General features: G+C 66.7%; 11 protein-coding genes. 7 read left to right on the top strand and 4 right to left on the bottom strand.

What is annotated here, in order from left to right; all coding sequences use genetic code 11:
* Positions 1-362: 362 nt before the first annotated feature.
* From EO139_RS03145 to EO139_RS03135, 4 genes are all read left to right on the top strand, one after another.
* Positions 363-3,305: a TonB-dependent receptor gene (locus tag EO139_RS03145; RefSeq protein ID WP_164739704.1), complete on the top strand. Its 2,943-nt coding sequence runs from the start codon at positions 363-365 to the stop codon at positions 3,303-3,305.
* 241 nt (positions 3,306-3,546) lie between these two features.
* Positions 3,547-5,034: an MFS transporter gene (locus EO139_RS21625; protein WP_241235900.1), complete on the top strand. Its 1,488-nt coding sequence runs from the start codon at positions 3,547-3,549 to the stop codon at positions 5,032-5,034.
* A 33-nt stretch (positions 5,035-5,067) separates the two neighbouring features.
* Positions 5,068-6,102, top strand: coding sequence for a glycoside hydrolase family 43 protein (locus EO139_RS21620; RefSeq protein WP_241235899.1), 1,035 nt, complete (start codon positions 5,068-5,070; stop codon positions 6,100-6,102).
* A 342-nt stretch (positions 6,103-6,444) separates the two neighbouring features.
* Positions 6,445-6,978 (top strand): lipocalin family protein, encoded by a 534-nt coding sequence (locus tag EO139_RS03135; RefSeq protein WP_126969277.1) that lies wholly within the window; start codon positions 6,445-6,447, stop codon positions 6,976-6,978.
* Positions 6,979-7,065: 87 nt separating this feature from the next.
* On the opposite strand, the gene EO139_RS03130 is transcribed toward EO139_RS03135, so the two are convergent.
* A complete protein-coding gene (locus EO139_RS03130; protein WP_126969276.1) occupies positions 7,066-7,419 on the bottom strand; it encodes a ribonuclease E inhibitor RraB in 354 nt (117 codons plus the stop codon).
* A gap of 732 nt (positions 7,420-8,151) precedes the next feature.
* Between EO139_RS03130 and EO139_RS03125 the strand changes: the two genes are divergently transcribed.
* Positions 8,152-8,355, top strand: coding sequence for a YdcH family protein (locus EO139_RS03125; protein ID WP_164738977.1), 204 nt, complete (start codon positions 8,152-8,154; stop codon positions 8,353-8,355).
* A 406-nt stretch (positions 8,356-8,761) separates the two neighbouring features.
* Here the strand turns inward: EO139_RS03125 and EO139_RS03120 are convergent, their stop codons facing one another.
* The 3 genes from EO139_RS03120 to EO139_RS03110 form a co-directional block, all read right to left on the bottom strand.
* Positions 8,762-9,742 carry a zinc-binding dehydrogenase gene (locus EO139_RS03120; RefSeq protein WP_126969275.1) on the bottom strand — a complete coding sequence of 327 codons (981 nt, stop codon included), beginning with the start codon at positions 9,740-9,742 and terminating at the stop codon, positions 8,762-8,764.
* Between the two features lie 323 nt (positions 9,743-10,065).
* Positions 10,066-12,735, bottom strand: a complete 2,670-nt coding sequence (gene plsB, locus EO139_RS03115; RefSeq protein ID WP_126969274.1) for a glycerol-3-phosphate 1-O-acyltransferase PlsB — start codon at positions 12,733-12,735, stop codon at positions 10,066-10,068.
* Positions 12,735-13,712 carry a hypothetical protein gene (locus tag EO139_RS03110; protein ID WP_164738978.1) on the bottom strand — a complete coding sequence of 326 codons (978 nt, stop codon included), beginning with the start codon at positions 13,710-13,712 and terminating at the stop codon, positions 12,735-12,737. Before EO139_RS03110 ends, plsB begins: the two co-directional genes overlap by 1 nt.
* Before the next feature lie 406 nt (positions 13,713-14,118).
* On the opposite strand from EO139_RS03110, the gene EO139_RS03105 reads away from it, so the two are divergent.
* Together EO139_RS03105 and EO139_RS03100 are read left to right on the top strand one after the other, a co-directional pair.
* Positions 14,119-15,171, top strand: coding sequence for a LacI family DNA-binding transcriptional regulator (locus EO139_RS03105; RefSeq protein ID WP_119129925.1), 1,053 nt, complete (start codon positions 14,119-14,121; stop codon positions 15,169-15,171).
* Between the two features lie 134 nt (positions 15,172-15,305).
* Complete coding sequence (locus EO139_RS03100; RefSeq protein WP_126969273.1) at positions 15,306-18,335, top strand: TonB-dependent receptor; 3,030 nt, start codon at positions 15,306-15,308, stop codon at positions 18,333-18,335.
* The last annotated feature ends 82 nt before the right edge of the window (positions 18,336-18,417 follow it).

The raw sequence follows: 18,417 nt of genomic DNA, 5'->3' as shown, positions 1-18,417 counted from the left end.
GCCGCGTTCTTCGGTTCGATTCATCGAGCACTGCACCTGCACGAAGGTGGCCTTGCGCCACGGGTGATAGCGCTACCATTACCACGCCATCGGGCAAAAACCATCGCGCAGTGCAGCACGCCACAAGGTCATGCATGACGAATACGGGTTTGAGCAGCGCCACTGTCGCAGTCGCTGCGTTGCCCCCGCCGACTATGCTGCCCTGCAGCGTGATGTTCTGAATTTGGTAGCGCTACCATCCGGCGTCACTGATCGCCCGTTCTTCCCCACCGCACCATCGCCGCGCCGCGCATCGGCAGCGGCACTCCCTGCGCAGGGGCGATGCGTGGGACATCTGCTCACCTGTTAGGGAAGGGATTACGGTGAAGAACAGCTACGCACGAACCGCGTTGTCCTGCGCGTTGGGGTCCATCCTGCTGGGCATGGCCAGCACTGCCGCCTGGGCACAGTCCAGCGATGCCAGCAGCGCCGCGCCTGCCGCACAACCGCCACCGGCCACCGCTGCCGGCGGCGATGCGGTGACCCAGCTCGACACCGTCACCGTCTCCGGCTACCGACGCAGCATCCAGTTCTCCACCGATGCCAAGCGCGACTCGGTGGGCTTTGCCGACACCGTGTTTGCCGAGGACATCGGCAAGTTCCCGGACATGAATATCGCCGAGTCGCTCAACCGCATCCCCGGTGTGCAGCTCTCGCGCGACGTCAATGGCGAGGGCTTGAACATCGCCATCCGCGGCCTGGGCACCAGCTTCACCAAGACCACGCTCAACGGCGCCAGCATCGCCACCGCCTCGATCGGCCTGAACGCGCAGAACCAGAACCGCGAAGTCGATCTGAACCTGTTTCCCACCGAATTCTTCACCCAGCTCACCGTGAGCAAGACGCCCACCGCGAGCATGCTCGAAGGCGGCGTGTCCGGTGTGGTGGACATGCGCAGCGCGCGGCCGTTCGATCGCCCCGGCGTGCATTTCACCTACCAGGCCCAGGCCGACTGGAACAGCACCAGCGAAAAGACCACCCCGCGCGGCGCCTTCATGGGCAGCTGGACCAACGAGGCAGGCACCTTCGGCGCGCTGTTCGGCGTGGCCTCGGTGCGCAGCAAGCTGGGCGTGCGTGGCTTCGAAAGCGTGGGCTGGACCAACCCCGGCCTGACCTACACCCAGTGCGGCCTCACCCCGCCTGCGGGCACGCCGGCCACCAATCAGCCGGCCGCCTGCAACGTCAATGGCGGCGGCAACTGGCGCATTCCCGACCGCGTGCCGGCCACCGCCGGCAGCGGCCTGACCACCGGCGAGACCATCGATGCGGCCTGGCTGCTGGCGCGCAATCCGGGCCTGAGCATCGACCAGATCAGCGACGCACTGATTCCGCGGCTGGGCCGCAGCGTGTACATGAATGGCGATCGCGACCGCGATGCCTCGGTGATGTCGCTGGAATGGCGCCCCTCCGACAGCATGCATTTCTACCTGGATACGCTGTATTCGGAAGCCAAGCGCACCACCGAGCGCATCAGCATGAATCTGATCGGCCGCAACGGCAACATGATTCCGCTGGGCATGCAGCTGGACCAGAACAACGTGGTCACCAGCGCCACCTTCGCCAATGCGCAGTACTTCCTGGAAGCGCGCCCGTACCGCGAAGAGGTCAAGTTCTGGAGCGTCAACCCGGGTGCGGAGCTGTTGTTCGGCGCGGACCAGGACATCAAGCTCAACGTGCAGGCCAATGCCACGCGCAGCTGGCTGGATCGTGAGTCGCCCAGCATCCTGGTCACCTCGCCGTTCACCACCGTCGACTACCGCAATGAAGGCGGCGACCGCCCGTCGATCAGCAGCCCGCTCGATCTCAACGACCCGAACCTGGGCTGGGGCTGGAACGGTGGACGGGTCAATATCCAGAACGAAAAACGCGTGACCGAAACACGTGGCGGGCGCGCCGACCTGCAGTTCGGCGAAGACAAGCGCAACATCAAGATCGGCGCCGCCTACGACCAGGCCGAGCGCACCATTCGCGGCTTCGACAACAGCATCGCCTGGGAGCAGGTGGTCTGCCGCGGCGGCGGCGGCACCATCTGCAACGGCGGCCCCGGCTCGGCAATTCCGAATGCGGCCCTGGCCGGCTATCTGCGCCCCGGCCCGGATGGCTTCATCACCGCCGATTTCAACCGCTTCCTGGGCGACACCAACTACTACGCGCTACGCGATTCCGCCCCGGAAACCAACTCCGCCAACACCGGCGCCTCGGCCGGCGGCATCCGCGAAAAGAACTGGGGTTTCTACATCGAAACCAACGCCGAAACCGAAGTGTGGAACCGCACGCTGCGCTTCAACGCCGGCGTGCGCTACGTGACCACCGACCAGACCATCACCGGCCCGGTCACCATCAACGGTATCCGCCGCATCCAGGTGCTGGATTCGGACTACAAGGAAACCCTGCCCTCGTTCAACGCCGCCTGGGACGTGGCCGACAACGTGGTGCTGCGCCTGTCCAGCTCGCGCACGCTCACCCGGCCCGACCCCAGCGCGATGCTGCCCAACACCAACTTCAGCGACCCTTCCGCGCAGACCGCAACCCGGGGCAATCCGAACCTGGCGCCGTACCTGTCCACCAACGTGGATTTCGGTGGCGAGTGGTACACCGGTGGCGAAGGCTATGTGGGCCTGACGTTGTTCAACAAGCGCATCAGCGGCTTCACCGTCAACGGCGTGCGGCGCATTCCCTTCAACGACCTGGGCGTGCCGTACGAGAGCCTGCTGCCGATCCAGCAGGCCGGCCTGGACCAGCGCGGCGGCCCGAATGCGGCCACCGTGGATGTGCAGACCCAGGTCAACGCCGACGGCGTGCTCAACATCCGCGGCACCGAGGCAATCTGGGTGCAGCCGCTGGACAAGCTGGTCGACGGCCTGGGCTTCAGCGTCAACTACACCCACGTCACCCAATCCTCCGAAGGCGAAGGCATTCCGGCAGTGGCGGTCGGCGTCGCGCCCAACCTGTGGAACGGCACCGTGTACTGGGAAAAGGACGCCGCCTCGGTACGCCTGTCCTACACCTGGAACGACGACATGGTGATCTCCGGCGCCAACCAGAACGGCATTCCGTATGCGCGCCTCAACGCCGATGCGCGTGGCCAGCTGGACCTGTCGGCCAGCTATGCGCTGGACTGGCTGCCGTCCAAGCCGCAACTCACCCTCAACGTCACCAACCTCACCGACGAACCGTTGCGCACCACCTACGCCTGGCCCAACGCCACCTACGATCTGTACGAGCCCGGCCGCACGGTCATGCTCGGCATCCGCGGCACGTTCTGAGCGTGGTCATCGACACGACCGCACAGAGGCCAGGCGGGTGTGGCCGACCCGTGGAGCGCGCGTGGCCTTGTTGCATGGCACGCGCACCGCATGCCGCTGCGGCTCCCCTGGCGGCGGCGCGCGCGGTTTTGCCGGACACTTCAGGCGCCATGCCTGCCGCCGCGATCCGGACTGATCGCGGTCGGCGCCATGGCGCGCGCCGCGGCGTTTCCCGCAGCACTTCTCGAGCCCGCCCCGCCTCATGAACGATCCGTCACAACAGCTCTCCCTGCGCGAAAAGATCGGCTACAGCCTGGGCGACCTGGCCGCCAACCTGATCTTCCAGACGCTGGTCACCTTCCTGGCGTTCTTCTACACCGATGTGTTCCGCATCCCGGCGGGCGTGGCCGCCACGCTGATCTTCGTGGTGGGCATGCTTGGCGCGTTCGTGTTCACGCCCATCATCGGCATCCTGGCCGACCGCACCCGCACGCGCTGGGGCAAGTTCCGCCCGTGGATCCTGTGGACGGCAGTGCCGTTCGGTGCGTTGTCGCTGGCCGCGTTCAACACGCCCGCCCTCGGCGAGCAGGGCAAGATCGCCTACGCCTTCGCCACCTACACGCTGCTGATGCTGGTGTACGTGGCCAACAACCTGCCCTATTCGGCATTGAGCGGCGTGCTCACCGGCAGCATGGAGCAGCGCAACAGCCTGTCGGCGTATCGCTTCCTGGCGGTGACATTCGCGCAGTTCATCATCCAGGTGTTGCTGCTGCCGCTGGTGCTGATCCTGGGCAATGGCGACAAGGCGCAGGGCTTTCGCAACACCATGGCGCTGTTCGCCGCCGTCGGTACGCTGTGCTTCCTGATCACCTTCTTCACCACCCGCGAGCGCGTGCTGCCGATCAGCGAACAACGCAGCAGCGTGCGCCAGGACCTGGGCGATCTGGTCCGCAACAAGCCCTGGCTGGTGATGCTGGCGCTGACCATCCTGGTCTTCATCAATCTCGCCATGAAGGGCGGGATGTACATTTACTACTTCAAGTACTACCTCGACGCCGGCGCGCTGGCGCAGTTCCTCGACAATGCCGGCTTCAACCGCTTCATCGCTGCAATCAATAGCGTGCTCACCGGCGCCGGCATGAGCGCACTGCAATGGCCGCAGGACGCACCGACCTCGGCCTTCAGCGTGTTCAGTGCCGGCGGCATCCTGGCGATGATCGTCGGCATCGGTTTTTCCAAGCGGCTGGCCGACCGCCACGGCAAGCGCAATGTGTTCGGCGGCGCGCTGCTGGTTTCCACGCTATTTTTGATGGCGTTCTATGTGTATCCGCCGGCGGCGATCGGCTGGGTGTTCGCCTCCTATGTGCTGCATGGCTTCTTCTACGGCATCACCATCCCGCTGCTGTGGGCGATGATCGCCGACGTGGCCGACTACTCGGAGTGGAAGAACCACCGCCGCGCCACCGCGATCATCTTCTCGGCGATGTTGTGCGGGCTGAAGATCGGCCTGAGCGTCGGCGGCGCCCTGGTCGCCGGCATCCTGGCCTTCTATGGCTACGACGCCGCCCTGCCGCTGCAAGGCGCTGCGGTGACGAGCGGCATTCGCCTGGCCATCAGCGTGTATGCGTCCATCCCGTTCCTGCTCGGCACCGCGTTGCTGGCGCTGTACGAGATCGACAAGACGCTGGAAACCCGCATCGAACACGAGCTGGGCCTGCGCCGTCAGGCCGCACCACTCGCTTCGCCCTGACTCCCTCCTCCCACCTCATGCACAGGTACGCGCATGTCCGATGAACTGCACACCGCTGCACTGCAGGCGCTGGCGCGCACCGCCATTTCCGCACCGCTGGTCACCCACCTCTACACCGCCGACCCGTCCGCACACGTGTTCGACGGCGCGCTGTACATCTACCCCTCGCACGACATCGACGCCGGCGTTGCCTTCAGCGACGACGGCTCGCACTTCGACATGGCCGACTACCATGTGCTGCGCATGGCGCATCCGCACGCGCCGGTGGAAGACCTGGGACAGGTGCTGCACGTGCGCGACGTACCCTGGGCACAGCGCCAGATGTGGGCACCGGATGCCGCGCAGCGCGACGGCAAGACCTACCTGTATTTTCCCGCCAAACGTGCCGACGGCATCTTCCAGATCGGCGTGGCGGTCGGCGATGGCCCGCAAGGCCCGTTCGTCGCCGAGCCCGAACCCATTGCCGGCACCTACTCGATCGACCCGGCCATCCTGGCCGACGACGACGGCGCGCATTACCTGTACTTCGGCGGCATCTGGGGCGGCCAGCTGCAGCACTACCGCAACAATGTCTATGCGCCGACCCATCAGGAACCTGACGACGCTGCGCCCGCGCTCGGCCCGCGCGTCGCCCGCCTGCGCGAGGACATGACGCAACTGGCAGAACCCACCCGCGAGATCGTCATCCTCGACGAACACGGCGCCCCGCTCCGCGCCGGCGACCACGCCCGCCGTTTCTTCGAAGGCCCCTGGGTGCATCGCCATGCGGGCCGCTACTACCTGTCGTATTCCACCGGCGACACCCACCTGATCTGCTACGCCACCAGCGACTCCCCGTACGGGCCATTCGTCTACCAGGGCGTGCTGCTCGCACCGGTGATCGGCTGGACCACGCATCACTCCATCTGTGCGTTCGAAGGCCAGTGGTATCTGTTCTATCACGACGCTGTCTTGTCGGGCGGGCAGACGCATCTGCGCAGCATCAAGATGGCACCGTTGCAGCATGATGCCGACGGAAGGATCGCGACGATTTATCCATATGGCGAAGACGCGGTGTCGCCCTGGTGACTGCCGTTGCGCTTCTGCTTCCCGGAGCGTCCACCAGCGCGTCATGGCTCCACCGCCGGCACTGAACGACACGTCCTGTCACCGCGATGCTTTCAAAGCACGTCGTGATCCTTACTGCGGCCGATCGTCGCCCCAGCGCTCAAGTCTTTGATCGAGCATCTCCTGGCGCGCGACGCGTCGGCCTCACTCTTCAACGCGGCCATGACATGTTGGACGTTACCGTCGCCTCACTGGCACGGCAAGCCGGCGTGCGCCAGTGCGGAACTGCATCGCATGGGGTTGCATCCGCACGCATGGCACCTCCGTAGGGCATGTACGTGTTTCTTTCAGGTGGAGATTGTCATGCGACATGGTTCGATGCTGTTGTTACTGACGCTCGCGGCCCACGGAAGTGCCAGCGGCGGTGAGTCGCGTTCCGCCTTGCCGCGCGCAGACACCGTGGACGTGCCGCGCTTCATGGGCGACTGGTACGTCATCGCGCACATTCCCACCCGGCCCGAGCGCAAGGCCTACGATGCGGTGGAGAGCTATGCGCTGCGCCCGGACGGCCGCATCCAGACCACCTTCACTTTTCGCAAGGGCAGCTTCCAGGCGCCGCTCAAGTCCATGCATCCGATCGGCCGGGTGGCGAAGGAGGGCAATGGCGCGCTGTGGAGCATGCAGTTCTTCTGGCCGTTCAAGGCCGAGTACGTGATCGCCTGGCGCGATGCAGACTATTCGCAGACCATCGTGGCACGCAGCAAGCGCGATTACGTCTGGTACATGGCGCGCACGCCGCAGGTCTCCGAGGCCGACTATCAGCAGGCCGTCCAACGTATCGCCGCCATGGGCTACGACGTCTCGCAGCTGCGCCGCGTCCCGCAGTCGCAGCGCTGACGCGGTAAAGCGCCGCTGCGGAAAAAAAACTGCGACCGCGCCCAGCGATGCAGTGACCGCATCGCAGGCGCTTACGCGCCGCGCGCGTCAGACGTCCTTGTCATCCACGGAAAATTCCCACCCGTCATTCAAGCCACCCAAGGGCTTGGCTTCGGTTGCCAGCTCTTCCTCGAACGCCGAAATCGCCTTGTACGACGGAATCATGGTCGGATACACCGTCACGTCCATCGGAAACGCGGTGTTGTCCGGGTAGTGGCAGCAACGCACCTTCTGCTCGAAGCGCAGCAGCGTCACCGAGAACTCCAGTGCCGACTCCTTCGTGGGAAAGACCACGGAGAACGCAATCTCACGTGGCTTGGATAGATCCACCCCTTGCTGGGCGATGTGCCAGAGGGTGTCGCCGTTGTCGTCGTTGGGATACAGGTCCGGATGTCGTTGCATGAGGGTTTGGATTTTGGCGGCCAATTGGCCGAGGAGGAATTCTAGCGCCTGGCTCTTACCAGGTATTCATATGTGACGTAGCAATGGCGCGCCGCCAGCGGCACTGAAGAGCAGGTACTCAGGCAGAGCAGGAAGCTCGCTGAGCAGCGCGGTTATCGCAGGTAGGGCGGAGGCAGCAAGACCCGTCGTCTGGCCGCCGGCTTAAGCACCCGAATCCAATCAGACACGCGACTGGAGTCGCGTGGTGACCATGCAACCGCATGCAGGGTGGGCGCCATCCAGAGCAACCGACTGAGCATCAATGCTGATCACAGGTCACTTCAGACAATGGTGAAAACTCCATTGTGGTTGGGGCATGTCCTCAGGTCGCCACTGCTTGTGAGGTCTCTGACCACGCTCCACATCGTGGGCGTGACATCATCCTGCCTTGTTACCAGACCTTTCATTAGCTTGTGGACGATAGGCGCACCGCTGCCTTATCCACAAGGTCGAAATTGTCAGACATTGCGTTGTCGGCGGCGCTGGCCGGGTTGGCGGCGGCGAGCAGTCTCAGGGCCGGCAGGGAAGACCGCAGGCGCATCGTAAGGCTCCTTTCTCGACGGCCGTGGCCGCGCGGCAATGAGGGGATCGGGTGCGCCGCCCGCTTCCCCGGCAGCGCGCCGGCGTTGTCGCAGCCTCAAGGCCTGGCAAGCAGGTGACGCGACCGGGCCGCGGTTGTGTATGCTCGGAGCCGTGGAAACCCTCTCACCCGCCGAGATCGCCGAGCAGATCGCCGAGTTGCGACGCGCCCACCGCGCGTTGGACGAGGAGATCCAGCGCGTGCCCGCGAACCTGGAGGACGAGCTGCAGATGAAGCGCCTGAAAAAGCGCAAGCTGCATCTCAAGGACTGCATCACGCGGCTGGAGATGGAACTGGTGCCTGACGAGCCGGCGTGAGGTTGTGCCTGCAGTTGGGTTCGCTTGTCCACACCCGCGCGCTGATCGCGGCGTCTGCCCGCTCTTGGGGCCAAGTCCCCTGCGTAGGAGCGCACCTGGGCGCGATGAGGCGTTCCCCTGGAAGCCCGTCGCGCTCAGGCGTGCTTCTACGGTGCCTGTAAGCAGATTGGCTGGCGGGGCTGCGAATGCGCGACATGTGATTCACGATGGGGGACGCGGCGTGTCATGGCGGGTGGAGCAAGCGTGGCCTTGGCGTGGCGTTGCGCGCACGTAACCGCCTGACTGCGAGTCCGCAGACGTTGACCAACTGTCGCTGCGTTTCCCGCATGCGCCCTTCGGGCACCTCCCCCGCCAGCGGGAGAAGGAAGCGCCAAGGCGAGACAATCAGACTCCCTGCGTGCAGCGCTCAGCCTGCCCGCAGCAGGATCTTGCCGCGGCGGCCCGGCTCGGCGCTGGCTGCGGCGGCCTTGGCGGCGTCTTCCAGGTCGAACACCGCTTCCACCGGCAGGGCCAGGCTGCCATCGACGGCGGCCTTGAGCAGTTCGCCGATCATGCGGCGCTTGTCCTCGGGCTTGGTGGCGGCCATGGCCTTGGTGCCCCAGAAGCCGCGCACGCTGGCCTGCTTGAAGATCACATCGCCGGTGGAAATCTGCAACGGTTCGCCGGTCATCGAGCCGAACGAGACCAGCTCGCCGCCTTCGGCCAGCAGCCCCATCAGCTCGCCGGCCGCGCTGCCGGCAACCGAGTCGATCGCGCGCACGATGGGTGCGTCGCCGGCCAGCGCGCGCGCGGTGTCCTGCCAGCCTTCCTGCGCGGTGGAGACTGCATTGCCGATGCCCAGCGCTTTCAACTCGTCCACGCCGGCATCGCGGCGCACCAGGTTGATCACGTTGATGCCGCGCGCGGCGGCGAGCATGGCCACGGTCTTGCCGACCGCGCCGTTGGCGGTGTTCTGCACGATCCAGTCGCCTTTTCTGACCTGCAGGAACTCGATCAGCATCAAGGCGCTCAGCGGCATGGCGATCAGCTGGCAGCCGCGGTCGTCGTCGAGCGCGTCGGGCAGCGGCACCACGCCGGACGCGTCGGCAAGGAAGTACTCCGCCCAGCTTTCATGCACGCCGGCGGCGACCACGCGCTGGCCGATCTGCAGGCCGTCGACACCGTCGCCGAGTGCGTCGATCACGCCGGCCGCTTCGCTGCCGCCGATGGCGGGCAGCTCGGGCTTGTAGCCGTAATTGCCGCGCACCGTCCACAGGTCGTGGTTGTGGATCGGCGAGCGACGCATGGCGATGCGCACCTGGCCCTCGCCGGGTCGCGGGGTGGGCCGCTGGCCGAGTTCGAGCACCTTGGCAGGGTCGCCGAATTGGGTGTGGATGGCTGCGCGCATGAAATCTCCTGCCGGGCACGCCAGTGGTCCAACGCACCCGATCGTGATGAAAGGTGGCGCGATGCTATCGGCACGGCCGCAAGCGGAGGATGAAACGGGCGGAACTGTTGTGTGAAGCTGCTGGCGTCAGTGGACGACGCCAGAAGTGACTCTGGTCTGCTGCAGCGCCGGGGGGTTGCATGCTGACTGCCCTCACCCGCCCTTCGGGCACCTTCTCCCGGAGGGAGAAGGGAGGCGTCGTGCGCACCTGCGCTTCCTTGCTGGTGCGCTACCGTTGTCCGCATCACCTACCGCAGGGAGACGCTGGCGTCTGTAGCGCCGCCTCACTCGGCCGGCGGCAGCACCACATCCGGCTTGACCGCTTCGGGGCTGACCCGCTCGATGGTGTGGCGCAGTTCGCGGCCAAGGATGAACTTGGCATCCTTGGCCCAGGCATCCAGGCGCTCGTCGAACAGCAGCTTGCTGTTCTCGTCCGGCCACACCAGGCGCAGCTCGCGCAGTTTCTGGATGAAGCTGCGGAACAGGGTCTTGTCGAAGAACTCCGGGGCGGCCGGGGCGTACAACAGGCTCAGGCGTTGCGCGGCCTGCTGGCACAGGCTTTCCAGTTCGCCGGCGCCGAGCACGCCGGGGCCGTTCTTCACCAGCACCGAAATGGCGATGTAATAGCGCTCGAAGGCCTGCTGCAGCGAATGGCCGATCGCCCGCAGGCGGAACACTTCATCGGTCTGCCCGGTGTTGCGCGCCAGGATGCCGCCATCGTCGTCGGTGACGTTGAGCAGCAGGCCCTCGCGCACGAACATGTCGATGGTCTGCTCGATGCGCTCGGCAAAGCGGTCCTCGCTCCACGGCAGGAACAACTCGGCCTGCAGGAACGGGTACACCGTGCGGCCCAGGCGGATCAGGCCGGCGCGGCTCATGCGGCGGTTGTTCTGGAAGCAGCAGGCCACCCACGAGGACGCGGTGAACAGGTGCAGCACGTTGTTGCGGAAGTAGCTCAGCAGCACCGCGGTGTCGCCGCTGACGCTCAGCACATCGCCCAGCGGATGCGACACGCGCGTGAGCACGTTGATCTCTTCGGCGTGGGTGATGATGCGCGCCGGGGTGTGCGGGGTGACGGTGACGCGGTCCGAATACGGCATTTCCGCCAGCAGCTTCTTGCACAACTCGATCTGCGCGATCAGGTCGGCCTCGCCCATCGCATGCTTGGGAGTGGACAGCAGCGCCAGCGCCAGCAGGTTGATCGGATTGACGTCGGCGGCGCAGTTGATGCGGGTCTGGATCTGGGTGGACAGCGTGTCCACCGCCGGTGCCAGCCAGGTGGGTTTTTCGTCGTCGGGCAGCGGTTGGCCGTCCCAATCGGGCGCGTGCCTGGCCAGCACGTCGTTGAGCGCGATCGGCTCGCCGAAGTTCACCACCACCTGGCCGTAGTTCTGCTTGAGCACCTTGGGGATGGACCACAGCAGGCCCCAGATCGATTCCTTCTCCTTCGGCCGGCCGGTGAGCTCGTCCAGGTAGCTGTTGCCTTCCATCAGCTTCTCGTAGCCGATATAGACCGGCTGGAACAGCACCGGCTTGCGCGGCTGGCGCAGGTAGGCGCGCAAGGTCATCGCGATCATGCCGCCCTTGGGCTGCAGCAGGCGCCCGGTGCGCGAGCGCCCGCCTTCGACGAAGTATTCGATCGAATAGCCGCCGGCCACCAGCTGGGCGACGTATTCGCTCAGCACCGCCGAATACAGCGCGTTGCCCTTGATGGAGCGGCGGATGAAGAATGCCCCGCCCTTGCGCAGCAGCGTGCCCACCACCGGCAGGTTGAGGTTGATGCCGGCCACGATGTGCGGCGGCACGATGCCGCGCTCGTACAGCAGGTAGCTCAGCAGCAGGTAATCCATGTGACTGCGGTGGCTGGGCACGTAGACCACTTCGTGCCCGGGCGCGGCCTGCTTGAGCTTGTCCAGGTGGTGCACCAGCACGCCGGCGTAGATGCGGTTCCACACGTGGGTCAGCAGGAAGCTGGCCGAGCGCACCACCGGGCTGGAATAGTCGGCGGCGATCTCCCAGGCGTAGGCGTGCGCCTTGCGCCAGGCATCGACCGGCTTGGAGTTGTCGCGCTTGGCCTGGGTGGCGATGGCCTCGCGCACCGAGTCGGCGGCCAGCACCTGGTCCACCAGCAGGCGGCGGGTGGACAGGTCCGGCCCGATCACCGCCTCGCGGATGCGCCGGAAGTGGGTGCGCAACACGCGCTGCAGCTTGCGCAGGGTGCGCTCGGGCGGCAGGCCCTCGGCCATGGTCTGGCGCAGCGAGATCGGCGGGGCGAAGCGCACGATGGTGGTGCGGCCGTTGAGCAGCACCGCCAGCAGCCGCCGGAAGCGGCCGACCAGCGCCCAGTTTTCCGAGAACAGCACCGCGAACCAGCCGCTCTGCTTGTCCGGCGCGCGGCCGACGAAGATCGACACCGGCACCAGGTGCACGTCCAGGTCGGCACGCACGCGGTGCGCCTGCAACAGCTTGGCCAGCGAATCGGAATGGGTCTTGCCGCCGCGCTGCTCGGGGATCAGCGAGTTGCTGCTGCTGCGCCGCGACAGCGCCAGGTAGGCACGCTTGCGCTGCAGCGGATCGCCCGGCAGCGGCACCAGCGGCGATGGCAGCCCGGCCTCGCGGCAGGCCTTGTCCAGGATCAGCGCGCTGGACAGGCCGTAGTCCTCCAGCACATAGACCACTGGCGTGCCGTCGTCGTAGCGGCTGGGTTGGTCCGGTTCGATGGTCAGGCTCAGCCACGGGTCGGCGAGCCGGCCGAGCAGGCGCGCCCACCACGGGCGCTTGGCGTTGCGGGCGGCGGCGACAGCAGGCGCGATCGACGGCGCAACCTCCGGCGGAACCGGTGTGGCGGTCGGCAATGCGGTGGCCGTGGCGCCGAGATCGGCGGCGGCAGCGCTGGGCGGGGCGGGCTGGCCGTCCGGGAACGGCAGGGGATTCTGGTCTGGCATCACGGTCATTATCGCCCAGCCGGGCGCTGCCCGGTGGCGGCGGGCGTGGCGGGCGCGGCCGCCGGGGTGTCAGGCGTTGCCGCGGCATCGGGTACGGGCGTGGCCGGCGGCGCGGCGTCGAGCAGTGCCTGGACCTCGTCCTGGGTCTGCTGCTGGTACCAGTGGCCGTCGCGCTTGATCAGGGCGATGCTCAGGTCGATGTCGTGCGCGGCCAGCGGATAGCGCAGCCGCACCTGGGCGCGGTCGCCGTCCTGGCTGATCAGGCCGGTGCGCAGCGCATCCAGGCTGCCGTCCAGCGACAGGCCGTAACGCTCCAGCACCTGCTTGGCCGCAGCCCAGAACGGCCCGAGCCGGCGCAGGCTCTCTTCCATCCCCAGCCGCTGCAGATCGGCATCCGAGCCGATGCCGGTGGCACGGGCGGCGGTCACCAGGTCGGTGATGCTGGCCTTGGCGCGCGCGCGATCGGCCAGCGGCGCGGTGGCGGCCCAGGCGCTCAGGGCATCGACCAGCTGCACGTAGTGGGCGCGTTGCTCGGGCTGGTAGTCGCTGCGGCTGCGCAGGTATTGCACGCCGAACTGGCCCAGCGACTGCGCGGCCTGGCGGATGCCCTGCGCCTGGCCGGCCAGCTGCGCATCGAAGGCCTGCTGCAGCTGGCGCTCGGCGCCGGGCGCGGACAAAGTCCCGAGCAGGCTGCCGACCTCGTTGGGCAACGGCAGCTCGGTCAGCGGCCAACGGCTGGCCCCGCTGCGCCAGGCCGCTTCCAGCCGGGTGTATTGCGCAGGGGTGACCCGGATCCGCGCATAGGCGACCAGGTCGTTGCGCCGCAATGGCAGGGTCATCGACTGCATCGCCGCGGCCGGTTCGGCGCTGGCGCCCGGCAATGCGGCGGTCTTGTCCGTACGCTGGCAGCTGCTGACGCACAGCGCTGCCAGCAGCACCCACGCGATGGACTGGAACCGGCCGGCGCGGACGGTGGATGGCGACATGCGCACGCTGTTCCCCCTGATCGATCGGCGCATCTTGCTGGCTGAACGCACTGGCGGCAAGGCGCGCGACAACCGTGCGCCCGGGTACGGTACCAAATGTTAGGTTTTCGTAGTTCCACGCACGATGTCGTCCGGTGTCCGACATTGACTGCTGTTGTCCCTTGCGGACAAACTTGTCCAGGCGATGTCGCCAAGCCCTTGTGCCACGTGCATTTGGCGCAATGGTGCAGCGCATCATGTAAGCGCTTGCAGTTCCTGCTAGCGTGCGCGCCATCTCGCTCTGAGGTCGCCATCGGTTGGGGCCGATGTCATTCATGTGCATGTGTGACACGAACGTTCTGCGCCAGCGGACCGTGCGCCCCTACCCGGCGCGCGCCGGCAACCGCGTTGTCCTGGAGGTTTTGCCATGAGTCGGCCACGCTCCGAAGGCGGCAGCGTCACCATCAAGGACGTCGCGCGCGAAGCGCAGGTGTCGGTGGCAACGGTCTCGCGCACCATGAACGGACATCAGCACGTGGCCGAATCGGTGCGCGAACGCGTGCTGCAGGTGGCCCGTGCGCTGCATTACATCCCGCATCACGCCGCGCGCAGCCTCAGCAGCCGGCGCACCCACACCATCGGGGTGGTGCTGCCGGACCTGCATGGCGAATTCTTTTCCGAATTGATCCGCGGCATCGACCAGGTGGCGCGCGAGCAGGGCTACCACCTGCTGGTGTCCAGCTCGCACGGCGACCCGCAGGCGCAGCGCAAGGCGCTGGAACGCCTGCCCGGGCGCGTGGACGGGGTGGTGGTGATGTCGCCCTCGCTGGGCGACTCCGGCGTGCACGAGGATGCCCTGCCCGGCGGCCTGCCCGCGGTGCTGCTCAACTGCGCCGGCACCGCCAGCCAGCGCCCGGTGCTCAACGTGGACAACTACGGCGGCGCGCGGATGATGACGCGGCATCTGCGCGACAGCGGCCATCGCCGCATCGCCTTCATCGCCGGGCCGGCCGACAACTTCGATGCGCACGAGCGTCTGCGCGGCTACCGCGACGAGCTGGCGCTGGATGCCGACGCGCAGCCGTGGGTGCTGCCGGGCAACTTCGACGAAGAGTCCGGCTACCGCGCCGGCCAGACGCTGGCGCAGGACACCCGCCCGGATGCGGTGTTCGCGGCCAACGACATGATGGCGCTGGGCTGCCTGTTCGCGCTTGGCCATGCCGGGCTGAAGGTGCCGCAGGACATCGCGCTGGCCGGCTTCGACGACGTGCCGATGGCGCGCTACGTGCTGCCGGCACTGACCACCATGCGGGTGGATATCGCCGGGCTGGGCGCACGCGCATTGCAGTTGCTGCTGGGCCAGCAACTGGCCGATGCGCCTGCACCGCCCCCCGACGCCGCACCGCCGGCGTTCTCGGAGATGGTGCCCGAACTGATCGTGCGCGCATCCAGCGCGCCGCGTGCGGCGCCTCCCACCTGAGACGCGCCACCGCGCCTTGCCGAACGTGTGTTGCTTGCAGTCCCTGCCGTTGTTGCCAGCTGTCCCGCTTTACGCCGTACCGACGCGCCAGCCACTTCGCTGGTTCGCGCTTTACCCCTGGGAGGGGGAAAGTCATGAAGCATTACCGCACTGTCTCCACCCTGCCGGCGCGCAGCCTGTTGTGCTGCGCCCTTGCCGCCTCGTTGCTGGCCAGCACTCCGGCCATGGCCCAGTCCAGCAACGCCACCTTGCGCGGCCAGGTCGCTTCGGCGCAGGCCGGCACCACCGTGACCGCGACCAATGTCGCCAGCGGCGCCGTCCGGCGCGTGCCCACCGGCGCCGACGGCAGCTACGCGCTGGTCGGCCTGCCTCCGGGCACCTACAAGGTGGACGCCGGCCCCGGCAGCGAACAGACCGTGACCCTGTCGGTGGCCTCGTCGGTCACCTTGAACCTGGGCGGCGGCGCGGCGGCGGCGCCTGCCGGCGATGCCACCACGCTGGATGCGGTGCAGGTCACCGCCACCACGCTGCAGGAGGTCAAGACGTCCGAAGTGGGCACCAACGTGTCGCTGAAGCAGATCAGCACCGTGCCGCAGCTGACGCGCAACTTCTTGGAGTTCGCCGACACCGTGCCGGGCATGCAGTTCGAGACCAACTCCAACGGCAACAGCCAGATCCGCGGCGGCGCGCAGGGCAGCTCGGCGGTGAACGTCTACATCGACGGCGTCGGCCAGAAGAGCTACCTGTTCGGCGGCGTGTCCGGGCAGGAGCAGAGCGCGGGCAATCCGTTCCCGCAGCTGGCCATCGGCGAGTACAAGGTCATCACCTCCAACTACAAGGCCGAGTTCGACCAGGTCGGTTCGGCGGCGATCGTGGCCTCGACCAAGTCCGGCGGCAACGAATTCCACGGCGAGATCTTCGGGCGCACCAGCAACACCGATTTCCGCGCGCGCCAGCCCGACGAGCGCGCCGGCGCGCCCAACGCCGACGGCAGCAAGCGCAAGACCCACCAGGACGAATACGGCTTCGCGCTGAGCGGGCCGATCGTGCAGGACAAGGCGCACTTCTTCTTCAGCTACGAAGGCAAGGGCTTCGAGGTCTCGGCCGATCCGGTGGCCGTACCCGACCGCTTCAGCGCGCTCAGCGACGACCTGCCGGCCGGCGTGCAGGGCCGGCTGGGCTCGGTGACCCGCCCGTTCAACGAAGACCTGTACTTCGGCAAGGTCGACTGGGACATCGGCGAAAACGACCGTCTGGAACTCACCGGCAAGTATCGCGACGAGGAAAGCCGCGACAGCGTTGGCGGCCAGACCACCGCGATCGCCTCCAAGATCAACCTCAATACCGAAAAACGCTTCGACCTGCGCTGGCAGCATTACGGCGAGCGCTACGTCAACGAAGCGCGTGTGTCCTACGAGGACGTGCTGTTCAATCCCACCGCCTATACCTTGGGCAGCCAGACCGTGTACACGCGCGGCATCGCCGAAGACGACGTGCTGCTCAACGACGGCGCCACCAGCGGCCTGGCGATCCAGCGCAAGGGCCAGAAGGGTCCCAGCTTCCAGAACGACCTGACCTTCAATAACCTCGAGTGGCACGGCAACCACGTCATCAAGATGGGCGTGAAGTACAAGGAAGTGGAGCTGACCCAGAGCGAGAACTCGGCAGCCAATCCGTCGTTCTATTACGCAGTGGACGATGGCGTCGGCACCTCGGCCGTTCCCTACCAGGTGCGCTTCAACCTGCCGTTCGCCGGCGCCGCACCGTCGGTGACCACCACCAGCAAGCAGCTGGGCCTGTACATCCAGGACGATTGGGACGTCAACGACAAGCTGCAGTTGAACCTCGGCGTGCGCTGGGATGGCGAAAAGATCCCCTCGTACCTGGACAACGTGACCCCGCCGGAAGTGGTAGCGGCCTTGAACGGCCCCGGCACCGATCCGGCGGTGAGCGCCACCTACGCCGAGCAGCTGGCCAAGGGCGGGGTGAATATCAACGACTACATCAGCAACGGCCGCAATCGCAAGCAGGACAACAACAACTTCGCACCGCGCCTGGGCTTTTCCTACGACTTCCGCGGCGACGAGTCGCTGGTGCTGTTCGGCGGTGCCGGCCGCAGCTACGACCGCAACCTGTTCGACGTGATGGGCCTGGAGCAGATCAAATCCGCGCTGGCGCAGTACACGATCCGCTTTGCCGGACCCACCGACTGCGTCCCGGCGCCGGGCACCTGCACCGCGTTCGATCCGGCGTATGTGAGCAACCCCGACAGCCTGGGCAACCTGGTCGATGCGCGCGTGCGCAACGGCGAGATCAACCTGCTCAACAACGATCTGAAGACGCCGTACGCGGACCAGTATTCATTGGGTCTGCGTACCCAGCTGGGCGAGTGGAACACCTCCGCCACGCTGTCCTATATCCACAGCAAGGACGGCTTCATCTTCACCCTGGGCAACCGCTACGCCAACGGCGATTTCTTCCAGAACGGCGCCCAGGCGTTCGAGCAGCGGCCCCAGGGCTTCGGCAACCTGATCATCGGCAACAACGGTGTGGAGACCAAGACCGGCCAGCTGCTGCTGTCGGCGGACAAGGCCTATACGCAGGAAAGCGGCTGGGGCCTGACCGCGGCGTATACCTTCTCGCGTGCACGCGGCAATCGCGGCAACGACGATCGCTACGGCTTCGATGCGGCCACCATCGCCGACTACCCGTTCCTGGACCTCAATGCAGTACCGCGCCACCGCCTGGTACTGACCGGCATCTACGACCTGTTCTGGGGCATCAGCGGCTCGGCCAAGCTGACCCTGGCCACGGTGCCGCCACGCAACGAGGCGATCTCCTACGACCAGTACGGCGGCCCCAGTTCGGACAATATCCGCGTGGTGTCGGTGGATGCGCCCGGCGGCAAGTTCATCGCCGGCGGCGACATCTTCGGCACCCGCCAGCTGGACCTGTCGTTGTCCAAGGACATGCATATCACCGACGCGGTCACCGTGCAGGTGCGCGGCGACCTGATCAATGCGCTGAACTTCCGCAACTACGATCAGTACAGCATCGACTGGGGCAGTGCCGGCGTGTACGACCCGCGCGTGAGCATCAACCAGTACGGCGCGATGTCCACCCCGCCACGGACCTTGTTCATGAGCGCACGCATCATCTGGTAACGGCGGCGTTGGCGGCATCCGGCGTCCCGCCGCCGGTGCCACCCCCGCTGCCTAAGCTGCATCGGCCCCACGGCAATGGGGA

This window comes from Xanthomonas sp. BRIP62411, from assembly GCF_003993525.1.
Taxonomy (GTDB): domain Bacteria; phylum Pseudomonadota; class Gammaproteobacteria; order Xanthomonadales; family Xanthomonadaceae; genus Xanthomonas; species Xanthomonas euroxanthea.
Note: the sequence above shows the minus strand (reverse complement) of the source record. Positions and strands in the feature narration are given on the sequence as shown.

Coding starts and splice junctions, on each gene's coding strand:
- EO139_RS21625 (WP_241235900.1), top strand. CDS start 3,547: ATGAACGATCCGTCACAACAGCTCTCCCTGCGCGAAAAGATCGGCTAC.
- EO139_RS21620 (WP_241235899.1), top strand. CDS start 5,068: ATGTCCGATGAACTGCACACCGCTGCACTGCAGGCGCTGGCGCGCACC.
- EO139_RS03135 (WP_126969277.1), top strand. CDS start 6,445: ATGCGACATGGTTCGATGCTGTTGTTACTGACGCTCGCGGCCCACGGA.
- EO139_RS03130 (WP_126969276.1), bottom strand. CDS start 7,419: ATGCAACGACATCCGGACCTGTATCCCAACGACGACAACGGCGACACC.
- EO139_RS03120 (WP_126969275.1), bottom strand. CDS start 9,742: ATGCGCGCAGCCATCCACACCCAATTCGGCGACCCTGCCAAGGTGCTC.
- plsB (WP_126969274.1), bottom strand. CDS start 12,735: ATGACCGTGATGCCAGACCAGAATCCCCTGCCGTTCCCGGACGGCCAG.
- EO139_RS03110 (WP_164738978.1), bottom strand. CDS start 13,712: ATGTCGCCATCCACCGTCCGCGCCGGCCGGTTCCAGTCCATCGCGTGG.
- EO139_RS03105 (WP_119129925.1), top strand. CDS start 14,119: ATGAGTCGGCCACGCTCCGAAGGCGGCAGCGTCACCATCAAGGACGTC.
- EO139_RS03100 (WP_126969273.1), top strand. CDS start 15,306: ATGAAGCATTACCGCACTGTCTCCACCCTGCCGGCGCGCAGCCTGTTG.